At 66.0% G+C, this 20,296-nt stretch carries 17 protein-coding genes; all 17 read right to left on the reverse strand.

All coding sequences use genetic code 11. From position 1 onward, the window contains the following. Positions 1 to 17: 17 nt before the first annotated feature. Positions 18 to 2,750, reverse strand: a complete 2,733-nt coding sequence (locus KT882_RS28900; RefSeq protein ID WP_161070876.1) for a nitrate reductase — start codon at positions 2,748 to 2,750, stop codon at positions 18 to 20. A gap of 19 nt (positions 2,751 to 2,769) precedes the next feature. Further along, positions 2,770 to 3,978 carry an NAD(P)/FAD-dependent oxidoreductase gene (locus KT882_RS28905; RefSeq protein WP_161070877.1) on the reverse strand — a complete coding sequence of 403 codons (1,209 nt, stop codon included), beginning with the start codon at positions 3,976 to 3,978 and terminating at the stop codon, positions 2,770 to 2,772. Next, positions 3,978 to 4,325 (reverse strand): nitrite reductase small subunit NirD, encoded by a 348-nt coding sequence (gene nirD, locus KT882_RS28910; protein ID WP_161070878.1) that lies wholly within the window; start codon positions 4,323 to 4,325, stop codon positions 3,978 to 3,980. The genes KT882_RS28905 and nirD overlap by 1 nt, the downstream gene beginning before the upstream one ends. 11 nt (positions 4,326 to 4,336) lie before the next feature. Beyond that, complete coding sequence (gene nirB, locus KT882_RS28915) at positions 4,337 to 6,868, reverse strand: nitrite reductase large subunit NirB (protein ID WP_228893919.1); 2,532 nt, start codon at positions 6,866 to 6,868, stop codon at positions 4,337 to 4,339. 18 nt (positions 6,869 to 6,886) lie between these two features. Then, the gene (locus tag KT882_RS28920) at positions 6,887 to 8,185 is read right to left on the reverse strand and encodes an MFS transporter (protein ID WP_228893920.1); all 1,299 of its coding nucleotides are present in this window, start codon (positions 8,183 to 8,185) and stop codon (positions 6,887 to 6,889) included. Positions 8,186 to 8,398: 213 nt separating this feature from the next. Then, positions 8,399 to 9,202, reverse strand: a complete 804-nt coding sequence (cobA, locus tag KT882_RS28925; RefSeq protein ID WP_228893921.1) for a uroporphyrinogen-III C-methyltransferase — start codon at positions 9,200 to 9,202, stop codon at positions 8,399 to 8,401. A gap of 23 nt (positions 9,203 to 9,225) precedes the next feature. Further along, the gene (locus KT882_RS28930) at positions 9,226 to 9,906 is read right to left on the reverse strand and encodes a methyl-accepting chemotaxis protein (RefSeq protein ID WP_161070882.1); all 681 of its coding nucleotides are present in this window, start codon (positions 9,904 to 9,906) and stop codon (positions 9,226 to 9,228) included. A 32-nt stretch (positions 9,907 to 9,938) separates the two neighbouring features. Beyond that, positions 9,939 to 11,081, reverse strand: a complete 1,143-nt coding sequence (locus KT882_RS28935) for a CmpA/NrtA family ABC transporter substrate-binding protein (protein ID WP_228893922.1) — start codon at positions 11,079 to 11,081, stop codon at positions 9,939 to 9,941. A gap of 47 nt (positions 11,082 to 11,128) precedes the next feature. Further along, positions 11,129 to 11,746: an ANTAR domain-containing response regulator gene (locus KT882_RS28940; RefSeq protein WP_161070884.1), complete on the reverse strand. Its 618-nt coding sequence runs from the start codon at positions 11,744 to 11,746 to the stop codon at positions 11,129 to 11,131. 62 nt (positions 11,747 to 11,808) lie between these two features. Beyond that, a complete protein-coding gene (locus KT882_RS28945; protein ID WP_228893923.1) occupies positions 11,809 to 13,056 on the reverse strand; it encodes a dipeptidase in 1,248 nt (415 codons plus the stop codon). A gap of 93 nt (positions 13,057 to 13,149) precedes the next feature. After that, positions 13,150 to 14,853, reverse strand: a complete 1,704-nt coding sequence (locus KT882_RS28950) for a methyl-accepting chemotaxis protein (RefSeq protein WP_228893924.1) — start codon at positions 14,851 to 14,853, stop codon at positions 13,150 to 13,152. A gap of 80 nt (positions 14,854 to 14,933) precedes the next feature. After that, complete coding sequence (locus KT882_RS28955) at positions 14,934 to 15,347, reverse strand: BLUF domain-containing protein (protein ID WP_161070887.1); 414 nt, start codon at positions 15,345 to 15,347, stop codon at positions 14,934 to 14,936. A gap of 56 nt (positions 15,348 to 15,403) precedes the next feature. Next, positions 15,404 to 16,330: a MerR family transcriptional regulator gene (locus tag KT882_RS28960; protein WP_228893925.1), complete on the reverse strand. Its 927-nt coding sequence runs from the start codon at positions 16,328 to 16,330 to the stop codon at positions 15,404 to 15,406. A 168-nt stretch (positions 16,331 to 16,498) separates the two neighbouring features. Continuing rightward, complete coding sequence (locus tag KT882_RS28965; protein ID WP_228893926.1) at positions 16,499 to 17,371, reverse strand: ABC transporter permease; 873 nt, start codon at positions 17,369 to 17,371, stop codon at positions 16,499 to 16,501. Further along, the gene (locus KT882_RS28970) at positions 17,368 to 18,243 is read right to left on the reverse strand and encodes an ABC transporter ATP-binding protein (protein WP_161070890.1); all 876 of its coding nucleotides are present in this window, start codon (positions 18,241 to 18,243) and stop codon (positions 17,368 to 17,370) included. The genes KT882_RS28965 and KT882_RS28970 overlap by 4 nt, the downstream gene beginning before the upstream one ends. 7 nt (positions 18,244 to 18,250) lie before the next feature. Continuing rightward, positions 18,251 to 19,255: an ABC transporter substrate-binding protein gene (locus KT882_RS28975; RefSeq protein WP_161070891.1), complete on the reverse strand. Its 1,005-nt coding sequence runs from the start codon at positions 19,253 to 19,255 to the stop codon at positions 18,251 to 18,253. A gap of 18 nt (positions 19,256 to 19,273) precedes the next feature. After that, entirely contained in the window at positions 19,274 to 20,149 is an 876-nt protein-coding gene (locus tag KT882_RS28980) for a TauD/TfdA dioxygenase family protein (protein ID WP_228893927.1), read from the reverse strand. Positions 20,150 to 20,296: the final 147 nt, after the last annotated feature.

Raw genomic sequence — 20,296 nt, forward strand, 5'->3', positions numbered from 1 at the left:
CGTAACCCGCCAAGGCGTCACGCCGGCGCGTGCGCTGCGATCTCCAGCCGCGTCTCGGCCAGCAGCTTCTTCAGCTCCGGCACGCAGGAACCGCAATTGCCGCCGGCTTTCAGGCAGGCCGTCACCTCCGGCACCGACTTCAGATCCTGGTCCCGTATCGCCGAGCAGATCGTATTGCGGCCAACGCCGAAGCACGAGCACACGGTCGGTCCCACATCCACACCCTTCTTCAGCGGGCGCCCGATCAGCAGGCTGGCGCGGTCCGCGTCGGCCAGCTGCGGCTCGGCGAACAGGCCCGCCAGCCAGCCGCGCGCCGGCAGGTCCAGGCGCGGCGACAGGAAAATGCACTGCTCGATGCGGTCGTCCACCACGTGCACGGCGCGGTACATGCCCTCGGTACGGTCGGCATATTCAAGCCAGTCCGCATCCGGGTCCTGCACGCCCAGCAGCTCGCGCGCCCACTCGCTGAAATCGCTGATGGTGTTGCGCCCGGCCAGTTCGTAGCGCGCGAAGTCCTTGCCCTGGATGCGGGTCCAGTGCGCCACACTGTCCAGATCCAGCTCGCTGCGGCTCAGGATAAAGGCATGCCAGCTCACGCGGAACTGCTCGATGCGCACCGGCGTGTGCTTGAACTCCGGCTCGCCCGACACCGGGTCCACCACCGGATTGACCACGCCGCCCACGCGCGCGTCCGACGAAGTCTGGCCGCTCCAGTGGATGGGAATGAACACGCCGCCGCGCGCGATGCCGCCGCCGTGCTGCACGCGCGCCACCATCGAACCCCACTGGCTGGTCACGCGCGCCAGCTCGCCCTCGCGCACGCCATGGATCAGCGCATCCTGCGGGTGCATGTCGATGAACGACTCCGGCACGTGGTCGGCCAGCTTGGCCGAGCGGCCGGTGCGCGTCATGGTGTGCCACTGGTCGCGCACGCGGCCGGTGTTCAGCGAGAGCGGGAAATCCTCGTCAACCGGGTGCACCGGCAGGCGCGGCACGGTGGCGATAAAACGCGCCTTGCCGTCCGGATGGGAGTAGCGGCCGTCCTCGAACAGGCGCGCGGTGCCGCCGTCCACACCCACATGCTGCAGAACCGGCCACTGCACCGGCGCCAAAGTGTCGAAGGCGCTGCGGTCCATGCGCGACAGGCCGCCGATATTGAACACGCGCGGCAAATCATCCGCGCTGTTGCGCCACGCGCTCAACTGCGCGTGCTCGTCGAACACCTCGTGCACGCCGGCGAAATCGAAACCGGCGTAGCCCATGCGCTGCGCGAACTGCGAAATAATCCACCAGTCGCCGCGCGCCTCGCCCGGCGCAGGCAGGAAGGGACGCTGGCGCGAAATGCGGCGCTCGGAATTGGTGACGGTGCCGTCCTTCTCGCCCCAGCCCAGCGCGGGCAGCAGCACGTCCGCGTAGGCATTGGTGTCGGTGTCCTGGATGATGTCCGAGGCCACCACCAGCTCGCACTTGGCCAGCGCGCGCTTGACCTGATCCGCGTTCGGCAGGCTCACCACCGGATTGGTGGCCATGATCCACACTGCCTTCACGCGGCCTGCTTCGATCGCCTCGAACAGGTCCACCGCTTTCAGGCCCGGCTTGTCCGCCATGCGCGGCGAGTCCCAGAAGGTCTGCACCGCGTCGCGGTGGGCGCAGTTGTCCAGATCCAGGTGGGCGGCCAGCATATTGGCCAGGCCGCCCACTTCGCGGCCGCCCATGGCGTTGGGCTGGCCGGTAATGGAGAACGGCCCCATGCCCGGCTTGCCGATGCGGCCTCCGATCAGGTGGCAGTTGATGATGCTGTTGGCCTTGTCGGTGCCGGCCGACGACTGGTTCACGCCCATGGAGAAGGCGGTGATGACCTTGGCCGTGCCGGCGAAGGACTCGTAGAATTCCATCAGCGCGGCCAGGCTGATCTTGCAGGCCTTGGCGACGGCGGCCGGGTCGGCGCAATCGACTTCGGCGGCGGCCAGCGCGGCCTCGAAGCCGCTGGTATGCGCCGCCAAGTATTCCGGATCCACCGCGCCGATGCGCGACAGATAGCTCAGCAGGCCGTTGAACAGCCACACGTCCGTGCCCGGCTTGACGGGCAGGTGCAGGTCGGCCAGTTCGCAGGTGGCGGTGCGGCGCGGATCGACTACCACCAGTTTCAGGTTGGGCCGCTTCTCGCGCTCGCGGGCGATGCGCTGGAACAGGATGGGATGGCACCACGCCATGTTCGAGCCCACCAGCACGATCATGTCCGCCAGCTCCAGGTCCTCATAGCAGACCGGCACCAGGTCCTCGCCGAAGGCGCGCTTGTGGCCGGCCACGGCGGACGACATGCACAGGCGCGAGTTGGTGTCGATGTTGGCGCTGCCGACGTAGCCCTTCATCAGCTTGTTGGCGGCGTAGTAGTCCTCGGTCAGCAGCTGGCCGGACACGTACAGCGCCACCGCGTCCGGGCCATGTTCGGCGATGACGGCCTTCCATTTGTCGGCCACCTGGCCCAGGGCCTCGTCCCAGGTCACGCGGCGCAGCGACCCGGAGCCGCGCGCATCGCGCACTTGCGGATACAGCAGGCGGCCCTCCAGGCCCACCGTCTCGCCCAGCGCCGAACCCTTGACGCACAGCTTGCCCAGGTTGGCCGGATGGTCCTTGTCGCCGGCCACGGCCACCGTGCCATCGCCCTTGGGCGTCGCCTTCACGCCGCAGCCAACGCCGCAATACGCGCAGGTGGTTTGTACCGACAGATTATCTTGAGACAGGTTCACGATGTTTCTCACTCAATTTTTACGCGGCGCATAGGGCTTGGCCGAACAGCAGGTGCTGGCGTATCGGGGTGATGTCGGTGCGGTTCTGGATCAGGTCGTAGTACCAGGGGCCGTCCTGCACGTCGCCGTACAGCACGGCGCCGGTGACGCAGCCGTCCTTCAGCACCAGGCGCTTGTAGACGCCGCGCCTGGCGTCGCGCAGCACCAGGTCTTCGCTGCCTTCGCCGCCGATGAAGTCGCCCACCGAGTACAGGTCCACGCCCGTCACTTTCAGGCGCGTAGGGGAGCTTTGCTGCACGTAGCGGCGGTGCCCTGCGCCGGCCAGGTGGGCGCCGCATACGCGCGCCTGCTCCCAGATCGGCGCCACCAGGCCAAACGTGGCGCTGCGGTGCTGCACGCATTCGCCCACGGCGTAGACGCGCGGGTCGTAGGTTTGCAGCGTGTCGTCCACCACAATGGCGCGGTCGCAGTGCAGGCCGGCTTCTTTCGCCAGCGCGATATTGGGACGCACGCCGGCCGTCATCACCACCAGGTCGGCAGGGATTTCGCTGCCGTCCTTGAAGCGCACCGCCGTTACGCGGTCCGGACCGGCGATTTCGGCGGTCTGCGCGTTGAGCAGGAAGTTCAGGCCTTTGTTTTCCAGCGCCTTCTGCAGCAGTTGCGCGGCCGGTTTGTCGAGCTGCTGGTTCATCAGGGTGTCGGTAACGTGCACCACCGTGACCTGCATGCCCTGGCGCAGCAGGCCGTTGGCGGCCTCCAGCCCAAGCAGGCCGCCGCCGATGACGACGGCGTGCTTGTGGTTGCGCGCCGCTTCGACCATCGTTTCCACGTCCTGGATGTCGCGGAAGGCGATCACGCCGGGCAGCTGGTGGCCGGGCACGGGGATGATGAAGGGCTTGGAGCCGGTCGCCAGCAGCAGGCGGTCGTAGCGCACTTCCTTGCCGGACTGCGCGCGCACGATGCGCTTGCGGCGGTCGATGTGCACCACCGGGTCGCCGGCGTGCAGCGTGATGTGGTGCTTCTCGTACCATTCGCGCGTGTGCAGCATGATGTCTTCAACCGTCTTTTCGCCCGCCAGCACCGGCGAGAGCAGGATGCGGTTGTAGTTGCCGTATGGTTCGGCGCCGAACACGGTGATGTCGTACAGGTCCGGCGCGAGCTTGTGCAGCTCTTCGACGGTGCGCATGCCCGCCATGCCGTTGCCGATGACGACCAGTGCGGGTTTCATTACGCACCCACCCAGACTTTGCCGCCGTCGATGCGCGCCGGGTAGGTGGCCACCGAGTGCTCGGGGGCTTCCAGGCACTCGCCGGTCTGCAGGTCGAAGTGGTGCTTGTAGATCGGCGAGGCGACCACGATGCGTTCGCCCAGGCTGCCGACCAGGCCGCGCGAGAGCACGGAGGCCTGCGAGTTGGGGTCGTAGTTGTGGATGGCGAACACGCGCTGCTCGCCGTCGTTCACGTGGAACACGGCCACGTGCTCGCCTTGCAGCAGCGCGCACACGCCGGTGTTGGGGACGATGTCGTCCAGCGCGCAAACTGCGGTCCAGCGGTCGTTTTGGATGTCGCGGTGCATGGTGGTTCTCCTCAAGCTACTTTGATCGGGATGACGACGGCTTTGCGCTCTTCGAGCGTGGCCGGGCGGATCTGGCCGCGCTCTTCCATGAAGATGACGTTCGGGTCGGCCTGCTCGCTGTTGACGAAGTGGCGGAAGCGCTTGCGCGTTTCCGGGTCGTTGACGGCGGCTTTCCATTCGCACTCGTAGGTGTCGACCACGCTTTGCATTTCGGCTTCCAGCTCGGCGGCGATGTTCAGCTTGTCCTTGATGACCACGTCCTTCAGGTAATCCAGGCCGCCTTCCAGGTTGTCGCGCCAGGTGCTGGTGCGCTGCAGGCGGTCGGCGGTGCGGGTGTAGAACATCAGGAAGCGGTCGATGTACTGCACCAGCGTGGCCTTGTCCAGGTCGGAGGCGATCAGCTCGGCGTGGCGCGGCTTCATGCCGCCGTTGCCGCACACGTAGAGGTTCCAGCCCTTTTCGGTGGCGATGATGCCGACGTCCTTGCCTTGCGCTTCGGCGCATTCGCGGGTGCAGCCGGAGACGCCGAACTTGATCTTGTGCGGCGTGCGCAGGCCCTTGTAGCGGTTTTCCAGTTCGATGGCCAGGCCGACGCTGTCGTCCACGCCGTAGCGGCACCAGGTGGAGCCGACGCAGGATTTCACGGTGCGCAGCGATTTGCCGTAGGCGTGGCCGGTTTCGAAGCCGGCCGCGATCAGCTCTTCCCAGATGACGGGCAGCTGCTCGACGCGCGCGCCGAACAGGTCGACCCGCTGGCCGCCGGTGATCTTGGTGTACAGGCCGTATTTCTTGGCCACGGTGCCGACGGCGATCAGGCCGTCGGCCGTGACTTCGCCGCCCGGCATGCGCGGCACCACGGAGTAGGTGCCGTCCTTCTGGATATTGCCCAGGAAGTAGTCGTTGGTGTCCTGCAGGCTGGCGTGTTCCTTCTTCAGCACGAAGTCGTTCCAGCAGGAGGCCAGGATGCTTGCGGCCAGCGGCTTGCAGACGTCGCAGCCCAGGCCCTTGCCGTGCTGCGCCAGCAGCGCGTCGAAGGTGCGGATCTGGCCGACGCGGATCAGGTGGTACAGCTCCTGGCGCGAGTAGGCGAAGTGTTCGCAGACGTGGTTGTTCACGTCCATGCCCTGCTTCTTCATTTCGGCTTTCATCACCTGCGTGACCAGCGGCACGCAGCCGCCGCAGGCGGTGCCGGCCTTGGTGCAGGATTTGACCGCGCCGATGCTGGTGGCGCCGTCGGCCACGGCGGCGCAGATGGCGCCCTTCGAGATGTCGTTGCAGGAGCAGATCTGGGCGCTGTCGGGCAGCGCGTCCACGCCCAGGCCGGGCTTGGCTTTGCCGTCCGACTGCGGCAGGATGAGGAACTCGGGCGAGTCCGGCAGCTCTATCTTGTTGAGCATCATTTGCAGCAGGGTGCCGTATTCGCTGGCGTCGCCCACCATCACGCCGCCCAGCAGGTAGCGGCCGCAGCTCGACACCACGATCTTCTTGTAGATCTGCTTGCGCTCGTCCATGAACTGGTACACGCGGCTGCCTTCTTCCTTGCCGTGCGGGTCGCCGATGGAGGCCACGTCCACGCCCATCAGTTTCAGCTTGGTGCTCATGTCGGCGCCGTTGAATTCGGCCGCTTCGCCCAGCAGGTGCTTGGCCGCCACGCGCGCCATTTCATAGCCGGGGGCCACCAGGCCGTAGACCATGCCGCCCCACAGCGCGCACTCGCCGATGGCGTAGATGTCGCGGTCCGAGGTCATGCAGTTGTTGTCGATGACGATGCCGCCGCGCGGGCCGACTTCCAGGCCGCTTTCCTTGGCCAGCATGTCGCGCGGGCGGATGCCGGCCGAGAACACGATCATGTCGGCGTCCAGGTGGGAGCCGTCGGCGAATTGCATGCGGTGGGTGCCGTCCACGCCGTCCACGATGGCGGTGGTGTTCTTCGCCGTGTGCACGGTCACGCCCAGCGCTTCGATCTTGGAGCGCAGCACGCGCGCGCCGCCGTCGTCCACCTGCACCGCCATCAGGCGCGGCGAGAATTCCACCACGTGGGTGTCCAGCTTCATGTCGCGCAGGGCCTTGGCGCATTCCAGGCCGAGCAGGCCGCCGCCGATCACCACGCCGGTCTTGGAGCGCTTGCCGCATTCGAGCATGGCTTCCAGGTCTTCTATGGTGCGGTAGACGAAGCAGTCCTTGCGGTCCTTGCCCGGCAGCGGCGGCACGAAGGGGAAGGAGCCGGTGGCCATCACCAGCTTGTCGTAGCTGAGCACATCGCCGTCGCTGGTGGTGACGGTCTTGGCGGCCGCGTCGATCGCCGTGGCGCGGGCGTTCAGGCGCAGCACCATGTCGTCGCGATCGAAGAAGCCCGGCTTGACCAGGGACAGGTCTTCCGCGCTTTTGCCGGCGAAGAATTCGGACAGGTGCACGCGGTCGTACGCGGGACGCGGTTCCTCGCACAGGATGGTGACGTTCAGCGCAGTACCGGCGCCGTGCGTGGCCAGGCTTTCAAGGAATTTGTGGCCTACCATGCCGTGGCCGATGACGATGATGTTCATTGCTTTGCTCCTAGATTCTTAAGCTGCGGCCAGGGCCGATTCTTCTTGCGCTGCGCTGCCGAAGCGCGCGGCGATGGCGCACAGCGCCGAGGCGCCGACCAGCACGCCGAGGATGCTCAGGGTTTGCTGCACGTCGCCGCCCATGCCCTTCATGAGGAAGCCCGCCGCCACCGCGCCGACGTTGCCGCCCGCGCCGATGATGCCGGCCACGCCGCCCAGGGCGCGCTTGTCGACGAAGGGCACCAGCGCGTAGGTGGCGCCGCAGGCCATGTGGGTGAACAGGCCGAACACCAGCATGGCGATCACCGCGAAGGCGACGCTTTCGGCGTGGGAGAACCACAGCAGGCCCAGGCCTTCGCCTATCATCATGATGAACAGCAGCGTGACGCGGCTGTTCAGGTTGCCGCGCAGCGCGGCCTTGTCCGAGATCCAGCCGCCCAGGGCACGGGCGAACAGCGCCAGCAGGCCGAAGCTGCCGGCGGCCATGCCGGCCTGGCCCAGCGACAGTTTGAAGTGGTCGGTGTAGTAGACGGCGGCGATGTTGTGGATGAAGATCTCCACGCCGAAGCAGGCGCCGTAGGTGACGAACAGCAGCCACACGCGGTAGTTGGTGGCGGCCAGCTTGAAGCTGTCCCAGCCGCCTTTTTTCCCTCCCTCGATGGCGATGCCGGCGGCGCGCAGATCGCTGTAATTGCCTTGCGGGCAGTCCTGGGTGAATTTGTAGTAGACCACGGCCATGATGAGCATCAGCACGCCCGGCACCACCAGGGCGGCGCGCCAGCCCAGCGTTTCGTTCACGCCCAGCATGACCATGGCGGCCATCAGCAGCGGCATCAGCGCTTGCGCGGCGCCGCCGCCGGCGTTACCCCAGCCTGCGGCGGCCGCGTTGGCGGTGCCCACCACGTTGGAGGCGAACATCACCGAGGTGTGGTACTGGGTGATGACGAAGCTGGCGCCCACCGCGCCGATCAGCAAACGGAAAAATAAAAAGCTTTCGTAGCTCTGCGACGCGGCCACGCCCAGCACGGGAATGGCGCCCAGCAGCAGCAGGCCGGTGTAGGCTTTGCGCGGGCCGAAATGGTCGCACAGCGGGCCGATGATCAGGCGCACGATGATGGTGATGGCCACCGCCGCGATGTTGATGTTGGCGACCTGCGCCATCGTCAGGCCGAATTCGCCTTTAATGACCGGCATCAGCGGCGCGCAGGCGAACCAGGCGAAGAAGCAGATGAAGAAGGCCATCCAGGTCAGGTGGAAGGCACGCATCGGCGGCGTGGAGATCGTGAAGAGCTTGATGCTGTTAGCTTTGCTGGCCATTTTTTTATCCCGTCTAGAAAACAAAAAAGCGTCCGCGCAGCCTTGATCTAACTCAAGCTGGGCGGACGCCGTTGTCCTGCCAGTCCGTCGTTAGACCAGCGCATTTGTTTGGGGGATCGCCATTGATCCTGTCCTTATCCTTTGCAAGAGGCGTGCCAGACAGGGCGCAGGCGGTTTGCCGGGCTAGAGGCCGATATTATTTCCTCAATGAAATTAATTCAGGGTGCCGGTGGCATATTGCGGTGCAGCAGCGCACAGCGATGGTGCACCATTGCGTGCATCGGCCGGCCAGGCGTCGGCGCAGCGCACCACGTCGCCCACCACGATGATGCTGGGGCTGCCCAGTCCGCTGGCGGCCAGCGCCTGCGGCAGCTCGCCCAGCGTGGTGACCAGCTGGCGCTGCGCCTCGCGCGTGGCCGACTGCACCACCGCCACCGGCGTGTCCGCGCGCGCGCCGCCCGCCAGCAGGCCGGCCTGGATGGCGGCGCAGCGCGCCACGCCCATATAGATCACCAGCGTCAGGCCGCTTTGCGCCAGCGCCGGCCAGTTCGGCTCGGCCCCGGCGTCCTTGCCGTGGCCGGTGACGAAGACCGCGCCCTGGCTCCAGGAGCGGTGCGTGAGCGGAATGCCGATGCTGGACGGCGCGGCCAGGCCACTGCTGATGCCGGGCACCACGTCCACTTCGATGCCGTGCGCCAGCAGCTGCGCGCGCTCCTCGCCGCCGCGCCCGAACAGATAGGGGTCGCCGCCTTTCAGGCGCACCACGCTGTGGCCGGCGCGCGCCTCGGCGATCATCAGGCGCTCGATGAATTCCTGCGGCGTGGACTGGCAGCCGCCGCGCTTGCCCACCTGGATCACGCGCGCCTGCGGCGAGGCGCAGGCCAGGATGTCCGAATTCACCAGGTCGTCCACCAGCAGCACGTCGGCGGCGGCGATGGCCTTGGCGGCCTTGATGGTGAGCAGGTCCGGGTCGCCGGGACCGGCGCCCACCAGGGTGACTTTGCCTTGCTTGTTCATACCGTTCTCCTATCCCCTATGCCCTATGCGTTGGCGGCGGTCAGCGCCGCTTTCACCATGTCGTCGATTTCGCCGGTGATGTTGGACAGCACGCCCGCCACCACGGCGAACTCGCGCCCCGCGAAGCCGGCCCGCGCCGCCACGATGCGGGCGTTGAAGGACACCATCTTGGCCTGCTTGGCGATGGTCTCGATTTCCGTGATCACGCCGCGCAGCTGCTTTTTCATCAGCAGCGCGTGCTTTTTGGACTGTTCTTCATAGATGGCGGTGATCTGGTTGAGCAGCGCCAGCACCGGCGTGGTCATTTCCACCAGCTGCGCCAGCTGGGCGGCAGCGCGGGGCGAACCGGGCGCGCTCTCGGCCGCCTCCAGGGTGCGCTCGGCCAGGCCCATGAAGTCCTGGATCTGGCGGTCGCCGCCGGTGCGGCCGAAATAGACTTCCTCCAGCTCCGGGCAGAAGATGCCGGGCACCGTGTCGCTGCCGTTCACCAGCGCGTGGTGCGCGCCGCGGAACAGCGCCAGCGCCTCGCGCGCAGTGGCGGCGGCGTTTTCCTGCCCCTGCCCCGCCAGCACCGCGTACAGCACCAGGCGCTGCGACGTGAAGCGGCGCCGGCCGGACAGGTTGATCAGTGCGCCGAATACTTCCCCGGACAGCGCGGGCGCCTCGTTTTTCATGGCCAGTGCGGCCGATCCGTAATTTGCCATCTGCACCCTCTTGGTATTGGTTTACAGCCTCGCTACTGCCTGATGCTGAAGGACGCCGCATAGCGTTCCGGGTTGCTGCCATCCCACTGCTTGCCATCCATCAGTGTGGAGCTGCGCAGAACGCCTTGCGGCACGGGTGTCTCCGTCATTTCCGCTGCTTCGCGGTATAGCTTTATCTGGTGGACTGCGCTGGCCACGGCCAGGTAGTCGGGATCGGCCTTGAGCAGGCCCCAGCGCCGTTGCTGGGTCATGAACCACATGCCGTCCGACAGGAAGGGGAAATTCACCGCGCCCTCGTGGTGGAAGCGCAGCGGATGCGGGTCTTCCCAGCTCTTGCCCAGGCCGTCCTGGTAGTGGCCGAGGATGCGGGCGCTGATCACGTCCTTGCTGGTGTTCACATAGGGCACGGCCGAAATAATCTCGGCCATGGCCATGCGGTTGGCGGCCGAGGCGTCTATCCAGCGGCTGGCCTCCAGCACGGCGGCGATCACCGCGCGGCAGGTGTTGGGGTGGGCGCGCGCGAACTCGGCCGAGGTGGCCAGCACTTTTTCCGGGTGCTCGGGCCAGATCTGCTGGCTGGTGGCGGCGGTGATGCCGATGCCGTCCATGACCGCGCGGTGGCCCCAGGGTTCGCCTGCGCAGAAGCCGTCCATATGGCCGGCGCCGAGGTTGGACACCATTTGTGCCGGCGGCACCGTGATCACGCGCGCATGGCGCATGGGGTCGATGCCGTGCGCCGCCATCCAGTAGTACAGCCACATGGCATGGGTGCCGGTGGGGAAGGTCTGGGCGAAGGTGTAGGTGCGCGGCGCGCTTTGCATCAGCGCGGCCAGCGTGGCGCCGTCCACCGCGCCCTGCTCGGCCAGGCGGCGCGACAGGGTGATGGCCTGGCCGTTGCGGTTCAGATTCATCAGGATGGCCATGTCGCGCTTTTGCCAGCCCACGCCCAGCTGGGTGCCGTACACCATGCCGTACAGCGAGTGGGCCGCGTCCAGCTCGCCGCTGAGCAGCTTGTCGCGCACGCCGGCCCAGGACGATTCCTTGCTCGGCACGATCTTGATGCCGTATTTTTCATCAAAGCCCAGCACCGCAGCCATGACGACGGAGGCGCAGTCGGTCAGCGGGTTGAACCCTATCCTGACCATTTGCTTTTCCGGTGCCGCATGCTTCGTCATCGCTCTTTTCCTCTAAAAAATGCACTGTCTTGGTGCGATGCACCAAATCAGCCTAGCAAATCCTCTACGTCGAGAATGCGCTGGGCGATCTCGGCGAGCTTCAAATTCTTGTTCATGGCCATGGTGCGCAGCTTCTGGTAGGCCGCGTCCTCGGTCATGCCGTGGCGCGTCATGAGCAGGCCCTTGGCGCGGTCGATGACCTTGCGCTCGGCCAGTTTGTGGCGGGTGTCGTCCAGTTCGGCGAGCAGCTTCTGCTCCTGCTTGAAGCGCGCCAGCGCCACGTTGAGCACCGGCTTGATGCGCTCGGCCTGCAGTCCCGCCACGATATAGGCGGACACGCCGGCCGCCATGGCGGCTTCCATGCTGGAAGTGGCGTCGTCCTCGGTAAACATGACGATGGGGCGGCGCTCGTCGCGGGTGGCGATGACGATGTGCTCGAGCACGTCGCGCGCGTCCGATTCGGCGTCGATGATGATCATGTCGGGCTGCAGCAGGGCGATCTGCTCGGGCAGATGCATGTCGGCCGGGAGCGAGGCCACGATCTCGTAGCCCGCTTCCTGCAGGCCCACGTTCAGCGCCTGCGCGCGCAGCGCCGCGTCGGCCGCCTGGACCACCACGATACGGAGGGGGCGCGCCGGGGGCGCTGATTGTCGCTTGGATGCCATCTTGGGGTGCTCTGATTCCATGCAGGGTAACTAGCAAGAATCAAACCACCCCCGAACGATCACTATTTTGACGGGAGTTTCGACGGCAACGCCGCGAGGGAGGGGGCGCGCTCTTTCTGCAGGCGGGCGGCGACCTGTTCGGCCTTGGCGAAGGCACGGATAAGATTGCCACCGGCCAACTTGGCGAGGTCGGCGTCCTCCCAGCCGCGCTGGATCAGCTCGGCGAACAGGGCCGGGTAGGTGGACACGTCCTGCAGGCCCTCGGTGGTGGCGCCGCCGTCGAAGTCGGCGGCCAGGCCCACATGGTCCACGCCGGCCACCTTGGCCACATGGTCGATATGGTCGGCCACCTGCTTCAGGGTGGCCTTGGGCGCGGCGCCGGCCTCCTTGATGTAGGCCGCCTCCACCACTTTATAGGCCGCGCTGCCGCGGTCCACGGTCTTGGTGCGGGCCGCCAGGCCGTCTTTCCAGCGCTTGTAGTCGTTGGAGACGAAGGCCGGCACGAAAGTCACCATCACCACGCCGCCGTTGGCCGCCACGCGGGCCAGCACGTCGTCCGGCACGTTGCGCGGGTGGTCCACCAGGGCGCGGGCGCTGGAATGGGAGAAGATGACGGGCGCCTCGCTGGTGTCGATCGCCTGGCGCATCACGTCCGGGCTGGTGTGGCTCAGGTCCACCAGCATGCCCAGGCGGTTCATCTCGCGCACCACTTCCTTGCCGAACGCGGTGAGGCCGCCGTTGCGCGGCTGGTCCAGGGCGGCGTCGGCCCAGTCCAGGGTCACGTTGTGGGTCAGCGTCATGTAGCGGGCGCCCAGGTCGTAATAGGCGCGCAGCGCGCCCAGGCTGTTCTCCAGCACGTGGCCGCCCTCCATGCCGAGGAAGCTGGCCACCTTGCCGGACTTGCGGGCCTTGGCGATGTCGCTGCTGCGGGTGGCCAGCACCAGGCGCTCGGGGTAGCGCGCGATCATGCGCTTGGCCAGGTCGATCTGCTCCAGCTGGGTGCGCGCCCAGCCCTGCTTCAATTCGCCCGGCACGTAGACGCTCCAGAACTGCACCGCCACGCGGCCTTCCTTCAGCCGCGGCAAGTCGGTCTGCTGGACGTTGGGCTTGCGCAGGTCGTAGGCGTCCACGTCCATGGGGTGGGCCTCGTCCTCGCGTATGGTCCACGGCAAGTCATTGTGGCCATCGACCAGCGGCGTCTTGTCCAGCAGCGCCTTGGCGTGCTTGAGCGCCGCCTCCGCCGGCACATCGGCGGCGTGGGCGGCGGCGGTGAATCCGAGGGCGAGCAGCAGGGCGCAAGCGTGACGCATAAGATGGCTTTCATTGGATGGCAGGACAGCCATCTTAACCATTTTTTGGGCCAGCATCACCTGCGGCGGCATCCCCGGCCGAATCGGGACGGCTTAAAACTCGGCCCATTCCTCGCTCTTGGCGGGCGCGGCGGCCTTGGCCGGCGCCAGCTGTTTCAGCGGGGCTGGGCGCTGCGCCTGGCGTGCCCCGGCCTGGCCAGGCTGGCTTGCCGTCCAAACGGCCGATGCCGGCGCAGGGTCGCGCTCGCCCAGCCGGAACACGCTGACGGCGCCCGACAAGGTCATCGCCTGGTCCTGCATGGCGCTGGAGGCAGCGGCAGCCTGTTCCACCAGCGCCGCATTTTGCTGGGTCACCTGGTCCATCTGTGCAATGGCCTCGTTGACCTGTTCAATGCCGGTTCGCTGCTCCTCGCTGGCGGCCGCGATGTCGCTGATGATGCTGTTGACGCGCTGCACGCTTTGCACCACTTCCTCCATGGTGGCGCCGGCCCGGTCGACCAGCTTGCTGCCCTGGTCGACCTTGGCGACGGAGTCGTCAATCAGGGTCTTGATCTCTTTCGCGGCGCCGGCCGAACGCTGGGCCAGGTTGCGCACTTCGGTGGCGACCACGGCAAAGCCGCGCCCCTGCTCGCCGGCGCGCGCCGCCTCGACGGCCGCGTTGAGCGCCAGGATATTGGTCTGGAAGGCGATCCCGTCGATGACACCGATGATGTCGACAATCTTGCGCGCCGATTCGTTGATCGAGGCCATGGTGTCCACAACTTCCGCCACCATGGCGCCGCCGCGCACCGCCACGCTGGAGGCGGAATCCGCCAGGTCACGGGCTTCCCGCGCGCTATCGGCATTCTGCTTCACGGTCGAGGTCAGCTCCTCCATCGACGAGGCGGTTTCCTCCAGCGAACTGGCCTGCTGTTCCGTGCGCGAGGACAAGTCCATATTCCCGGCCGAGATTTCTGCCGATGCCGTCGCGATCGTGTCCGTGCCGTTGCGGACGTTTTGCACGATGCCCACCAGCGCCGCAGTCATCTGGCTCAGGGCCAGCATCAGCGCGCCGGTTTCATCTTTGCTGCGGACGTCGATCTGGCCGCCCAGGTCGCCCTGCGCCACCCGCTGCGCCACCGCCACCGCCTGGTGCAGCGGGCGCGTGATATTCCTGGCCAGCAGCACAGCAAGCACTGCCGCCAGCAGCGCCGCCACCAGCCCGCCACCTATCATCACGATGTCGGTGCGCTGGCGCTGCTGCTCGGCGCTCTCGGAGCGATGTTTCAGCAGACCCTGCTCTTCCTGCTTGACCAGACGCAGCACGGCGCGCATGCCGTCCATGCCGGCCTTGCCCCTGTTCGACTGCTCCAGCGCGGCAACCGCAGCCATGGCCTCGGGGGCGTCGCCAGCGCTGCGCCGTCGCGCAATGGCCGGGTCAATGGCGTCGGCCAGCCATTTCCGCTGCGCCTCCGCCAGATCCTTCAGGCGTTGCTGCTGGGCGGGGTTGTCCGCTGTCAGCTCGCGCAGCTTGTCCAGATGCAGGCTGAAGTCCTTCTTGCCCTCCTGGTAGGGCTCGAGCGAGGCGTCTTTGCCGGTCAGCGCATAGCCGCGCTGCCCGGTCTCGATATTGATCAGGCTTTCAAGCACGGCGGCTGCTTCGCCCAGCACTTCATAGGTGTGCACGTTCAGCTTGTTGGCGGCACTGAGCCGGCCAAAATTGTTCTCGGCCAGCGTCACCAGTCCAACCAGCAGGACAACGATGACACCAAATGCCAGGTACAGCCGCGCACCGATTTTTAAGTTGGAGAGTGTCATAGGTCTATCTCGAATGTAGGCGTTGATAAAAACGCAGGCGCCGGACTTGCGACGCCGGTTGCCAGCTTTGCTGGCGGGAATTAATCCTTGAAGATTCTCAGCAGCGTGACCGCCGGCGACGCCGCGCCGATCTTGCGGTCCGTTTTGGCCGCGTCTATCACTTCCACCAGCTGGTCGTATTTGTCCGCCTGGCGGTCGTCCAGGTTGGTCATGTTCATGCTCCAGCGCGTAAAGGTGCGGAACTTGGCCGGCTCGTTGTAGAGAATGCGGGAATGCTTGTGGCGCGGGTCCTTTTCAATCTTCCTGTAGAGCGCATTGAGCGTCTCCAGCGGCCCCTCCAGCACCTGCAGAAACCAGCCACCGTTGTAGAACAGGCTACCGGTCACGTCCATGGTTTGATTGTTTTCCTTGGCGGTTTTGAGGATCTCGAGCAAGGCCTCGCTCGACATTTTTCGCGTCGCCTGGCTGATGTAGACCAACTGATTGATGGACATGTGTTTTCCTTTGATGGTGATGCTTCGAAATTGGTATTCCAACCGCAGGCGCTTGCTTACACCGCGACCCGTGACAGCGCCACCTGATGTGCCAGTCGGTACTTGTGCAGGGTGGCGCCAAGTTGATCGAGCGTTGCCATTAGCTTGATGCCGCGCGGCGAACGGTCCAGCCCGGCCACACCGGCGCCGCCGACCCAGATCTCCACCGCTTGCGGCACAGCGGCGCGCAGCGATTTCAAATATGGCGGGATGCGTCGCCTCGGAAAGGCGGCGCTAAAGGAAAGGCAGACGATATCGGCCCGGTAGTCGCGTATCGCATGCGGAATTTCTTCCAGCGGCGTCTGTGCGCCCAGCGAGATGCAGCAGGCCCCGTGCAGCGATGTCAGCGCCTCCGCCATGAGCAGGCCCATCGTATGCAGTTCCCCGGATGGCGTGGTGACCAGGATGCGCGGCAGCCCATCGGGCTTGCTGACCGCCGATAACTCTTCCCGTATCAGGTTCTGTATGACTTCCGTGTACACATGCTCATCGCGAATGCCGATCTCGCCGCGTTCCCAGGCCTGCCCCACTGCGACGTTCAGCGCGCACATCACTTCGAGCACGAATTTTTCCAGCCCGAGCAGACCGACTTCCTGCTTCAACCGTTGCGTCAAAGCGCTGCGGTCGCGGCAGCGCAGCAGGGCCATCAATTCCGCCATCACGCCTGTGTCCACCTCGGCGGAAACCGGCGCTTCTTCGTGTGCGAGGAGCAGCGATTGCAGACCTTCTTCATCCAGCGGCACCACTTGGGAGGGACGCATGCCGCGGTCGATCAGACGCTTGATGAGCTTCAGACGCAGCACCTGGTGTTGGGCATAAGTCCGGTGGCTACTGGCGTCACGCTCGGGTACCGGAAAACCGTAGCGCTCCTCCCATTTGCGCAGCACTTCCTTGGAGACGCCGGTCTCCAGTGAAATACTTGCAATTGTGAGCATATTTGCCATGAAAAACCATAAAATGTCGAAATGTCCTAGACAAATTATCGTTTAACGATGGACTGAGCGCAACGGTTTATTACTGAATGGCCATTTAAAATTCCTATCGGCAATATAGTTGGCGGCTAATTAACCGGTGGCGCCGGCTGCCGCCATGCGGCTGCGCAAACTACACAGTCAGCGCTGCATGCCCCAGCGGCGGATGGTGAGGCGCTCCAGCGTGCGGAAGACCAGGCTGTCCACCAGCAGGCCGATCAGGATGACGGCAGCGAGGCCGGCGAACACTTTGTCGGTGTAGAGCTCGTTGCGGTTCTGGAAGATGTACCAGCCCAGCCCGCCCTTGCCGGACGAGACGCCGAAGACCAGCTCGGCTGCGATCAGCGTGCGCCAGGCGAAGGCCCAGCCTATCTTCAGGCCGGAGACGATGGCGGGCAACGCGGCCGGCACCAGGATCTGCACCACCAGCGGCAGCCCGCGCAGGCCGTAGTTGCGGCCCGCCATGCGCAGCGTTTCAGGCACGCCCTGGAAGCCGGCGTAGGCGCCCAGCGCCAGCGGCCATAGCACCGCGTGCACGATCACAAACAGCAGGCTGCCGTTGCCCAGGCCGAACCACAGCAAGGCGAGCGGCAGCAGCGCGATGGCGGGCAAGGGATTGAACATGGCGACCAGCGCTTCCAGCAGGTCGCGGCCCAGGCGCGTGGTGACGGCCAGCGCCGTCAGCGCGAAGGCGGCGATCACGCCCAGCACATAGCCCTGCAGCAGCACCGCCAGCGAGATGCGCACGCGCTCCAGCAGTTCGCCGCTGGCGATGCCGTCCACGAAGGCGCGCGCGGTCTGCAGGAAGGTGGGCAGCAGCAGGTCATTGTTCTGCCAGCGCGCGATGAGCTCCCAGCCGGCGGCCAGCGCCAGCAGGATCAGCCCTTTGCGCAGCCAGTCCTGCTGCCAGGCGCGCTGCGCAAGCGGCAGGGGGCGGGTGACGCTCGCGGGGGCGGCCGGCGCGGCGGCGTATTCGAATTCCTGCCGGATCGGCGGTTCAAGCAGCAGACTCATAACGCCAGCCTCCTGCCGACGGCGCTTTCCGGCGCAGCGGCGGTGTCCTCGTCGAACAGCAAGCGGTGGATGCGATTGGCGGCGGACTGGAATTCCGGGCTGCCGGTGCTGTGCAGTCCGAACTGGTGGCTGTTCAGTTCCGCGCGTACGCGGCCCGGGTGCGGCGACAGCAGCAAGATGCGGTTGCCCACCACCAGCGCTTCCTCTATCGAGTGGGTGACGAAGAGCAGCGTAAAGCGCGCCTCCTCCCACAGGCGGCCCAGCTCCTCCTGCATCTTGCGGCGCGTGAGCGCATCCAGCGCGGCGAACGGTTCGTCCATCAGCAGCACCTCCGGCTGCATGGCGAGCGCGCGCGCAATGGCCACGCGCTGCTTCATGCCGCCGGACAGCGTGTGCGGATACGCGTCCGCAAACCCGGCCAGGCCGACTTTGCCTATCCAGTGCATGGCCCTTTCCTCGGCCTCGTTGCGCTTCAGCTTTTTGGAAGCCAGCAGCGGGAACATGACGTTCTGCTTCACGGTTTTCCAAGGCGGCAGCTGGTCGAATTCCTGGAACACGGCCACGCGGTCCGGTCCCGGCCCGTTCACCGCCTGCCCATTGATGCTGATGCGGCCCGCGCTGGGCGCAATGAATCCACCCGCCGCCTTCAGCAGCGAAGACTTGCCGCAGCCCGATGGCCCGAGCAGCACGAAACGGTCGCCGCGATACACGTCGAAGCTCACGTCGTGCGTGGCGCGCACCGTATGCGCCCGGCTGCGGTATTCGAGGCTGATGCCTTCCGCGCGCAGCAGCGGCTGCACGGCCGGTCGCGGCGCGGCGATGGACTGGGTGTGCCACTTCGGCACGGCATGCAATTGCGGCTGCTGGCTCATGGCTGTCCTATCCGCCCTGGCCGATGGCCGGGTCGTCAAAGAAGTAAACGCGCCAGCTCGCAGGCTGGTTCTTCAGCACGCCCACGCGGTGCAGGAACTGCGCCAGCCCGTAGGTGTTCTGCGGCGCCACCTTGAACTGCACCTGCGGGTTCTTGATAATCTTGAGCAGCAAAGCGCGATCCACTTTGCTCTTGCTCACGCGCAGATACGCGTCCGCCGCGCCCTCGGGATTGGCCGTTGCGAACTGCGCCGCCTCCGCCAGCGCGGCGGTGAAGGCGCGGTAGGTCTTGGGATTCTCGTTGCGGTACTTCTCGGTGGCGTACAGCACCGTCGACGAGCTTGGGCCGCCCAGCACATCATAGGAATTGAGCACGATGCGCGCGTTCGGATTTTGCGCCAGCTCCTGCTCCTGGTAAGGCGAATTGCCGAAGTGCGCGTTGATCTCCGTGCCGCCCGCGATCACCGCTGCGGCGGCGTCCGGATGCGGCAGCGTTTGCGTGAGCTTGTCCAGGCGGCTGAATTCCTTGTCGCCCCACTGCTTGGCCACCGCCATCTGCAGAATGCGCGACTGCACCGACACGCCCGCCGCCGGCAAGCCGATGCGGTCCTTCTCGGTGAAGTCGGCTATCGTCTTCACCTTGGGGTTGTTGCTGACCAGGTAGTAGGGGAAGTTGCCCAGCGAGGCCACGCCCTTCACGTTCTGCTTGCCGCTGGTGCGGTCCCATATCGTCAGCAGCGGGCCGACTCCCGCGCTGGCGATATCGATGTTCCCGGACAGCAGCGCGTCATTGATGGCGGGGCCGCCGGAGAGCTGGGTGCGCTCGACCACGATGTCGATGCCCTGCTGCTTGCCGTGTTTTTCGATCAGCTTCTGGTCCTGCGCAATGTTCAGCAGCAGATAGGTGACGCCGAACTGCTCGGCGATGCGGATGCGTCCTTCGGCCTGCGCCTGCGCGCTCAGGCCCAGCGTGGCGGCAGCAATGGCTGCGGCGATGAATTTCAGTTTGCTCATGCTTGCTCCGGAATGGGTTCAGAAAGGGACGTCGCCTTCGATGGTGGTGCGATAAAGCTTGCGGCGCATCTGCGGCGGACAGCCGGCCGCCAGGTGCATCAGCGAGCGGTTGTCCCAGAACACCATGTCGTGGGGGCGCCATTGGTGGCGGTAGATGTGTTCGGGCTTGACGCTGTGCGGAAAAAGTTCCGCCAGCAGCGCCTTGCTCTCGTCCTCCGGCAGGCCGGCGATGCGCGTGGTGAAATGCTCGCTGACGAAGAGCGCGCGGCGGCCGGTTTCCGGGTGCACGCGCACCACAGGCTGCAGCACCGGCTTCACTTCGTCGATTTGCGCCTGCGTCAGTGGCGGGCGGAAGGGATTGCGGCGGCGCAGCTCCTCGTACTGCGCCAAGTAGCTGTGCTCCGCGCGCAGCCCCTGCACCGCGCGGCGCAGCGCCACCGGCAGGGTTTCATAGGCCAGGTGCATATTGGCGAACAGCGTGTCGCCGCCCTCCTCCGGCAGCTCCTGCGCGTGCAGCATGGAGCCCAGGCTGGGCTTGTCCTTGTACGACAGGTCGGAATGCCAAAAATGGCCGGCGTCGCCCAGGCCGGTGGGCTGGCCGTTCTCGATGATGTTGGAGATGATCAGTACCTCGGGCGCCTCGGCCAGCTGGAAATTGCGCAGCACGTGGATTTGCAGGGGGCCGAAGCGGCGGCTGAACGCCACCTGCTGCTGGGGCGTGATGCGCTGGTCGCGGAACACCAGCACGTGGTGGTCCAGGTGCGCGCGGTGCAGGCGCTGGAAATCGCGGTTGCTTAAGGGCTGGGACAGGTCGAAATCCGTCACCTCCGCGCCCAGCGGGGCGTCGAACACCTTGATATCGAAAGTCCGGGCGGGACTGAGAACGGCAGACATGGGGCTGGTCCTTGCATTGAATATGCGCCCAGTCTATGCCGCTCCCTTCATGAAGAAAACGAAGCTTATCGGCTATTCATATGCGGTTTTCGCGCGCCTGCGGTTGGCGGGTTACGCAGCTGCGCTGCTAACCCGCCCTACGGATGC

The sequence above is a fragment of the Pseudoduganella aquatica genome (genome assembly GCF_020865585.1).
GTDB classification, from domain to species: domain Bacteria; phylum Pseudomonadota; class Gammaproteobacteria; order Burkholderiales; family Burkholderiaceae_D; genus Rugamonas; species Rugamonas aquatica_A.

What these genes read in the sequence shown, in the direction of transcription:
- KT882_RS28905 (WP_161070877.1), bottom strand. Translation starts at nt 3,978, where the DNA reads ATGAAACCCGCACTGGTCGTCATCGGCAACGGCATGGCGGGCATGCGC.
- nirD (WP_161070878.1), bottom strand. Translation starts at nt 4,325, where the DNA reads ATGCACCGCGACATCCAAAACGACCGCTGGACCGCAGTTTGCGCGCTG.
- nirB (WP_228893919.1), bottom strand. Translation starts at nt 6,868, where the DNA reads ATGAACATCATCGTCATCGGCCACGGCATGGTAGGCCACAAATTCCTT.
- KT882_RS28920 (WP_228893920.1), bottom strand. Translation starts at nt 8,185, where the DNA reads ATGGCCAGCAAAGCTAACAGCATCAAGCTCTTCACGATCTCCACGCCG.
- cobA (WP_228893921.1), bottom strand. Translation starts at nt 9,202, where the DNA reads ATGAACAAGCAAGGCAAAGTCACCCTGGTGGGCGCCGGTCCCGGCGAC.
- KT882_RS28930 (WP_161070882.1), bottom strand. Translation starts at nt 9,906, where the DNA reads ATGGCAAATTACGGATCGGCCGCACTGGCCATGAAAAACGAGGCGCCC.
- KT882_RS28935 (WP_228893922.1), bottom strand. Translation starts at nt 11,081, where the DNA reads ATGACGAAGCATGCGGCACCGGAAAAGCAAATGGTCAGGATAGGGTTC.
- KT882_RS28940 (WP_161070884.1), bottom strand. Translation starts at nt 11,746, where the DNA reads ATGGCATCCAAGCGACAATCAGCGCCCCCGGCGCGCCCCCTCCGTATC.
- KT882_RS28945 (WP_228893923.1), bottom strand. Translation starts at nt 13,056, where the DNA reads ATGCGTCACGCTTGCGCCCTGCTGCTCGCCCTCGGATTCACCGCCGCC.
- KT882_RS28950 (WP_228893924.1), bottom strand. Translation starts at nt 14,853, where the DNA reads ATGACACTCTCCAACTTAAAAATCGGTGCGCGGCTGTACCTGGCATTT.
- KT882_RS28955 (WP_161070887.1), bottom strand. Translation starts at nt 15,347, where the DNA reads ATGTCCATCAATCAGTTGGTCTACATCAGCCAGGCGACGCGAAAAATG.
- KT882_RS28960 (WP_228893925.1), bottom strand. Translation starts at nt 16,330, where the DNA reads ATGGCAAATATGCTCACAATTGCAAGTATTTCACTGGAGACCGGCGTC.
- KT882_RS28965 (WP_228893926.1), bottom strand. Translation starts at nt 17,371, where the DNA reads ATGAGTCTGCTGCTTGAACCGCCGATCCGGCAGGAATTCGAATACGCC.
- KT882_RS28970 (WP_161070890.1), bottom strand. Translation starts at nt 18,243, where the DNA reads ATGAGCCAGCAGCCGCAATTGCATGCCGTGCCGAAGTGGCACACCCAG.
- KT882_RS28975 (WP_161070891.1), bottom strand. Translation starts at nt 19,255, where the DNA reads ATGAGCAAACTGAAATTCATCGCCGCAGCCATTGCTGCCGCCACGCTG.
- KT882_RS28980 (WP_228893927.1), bottom strand. Translation starts at nt 20,149, where the DNA reads ATGTCTGCCGTTCTCAGTCCCGCCCGGACTTTCGATATCAAGGTGTTC.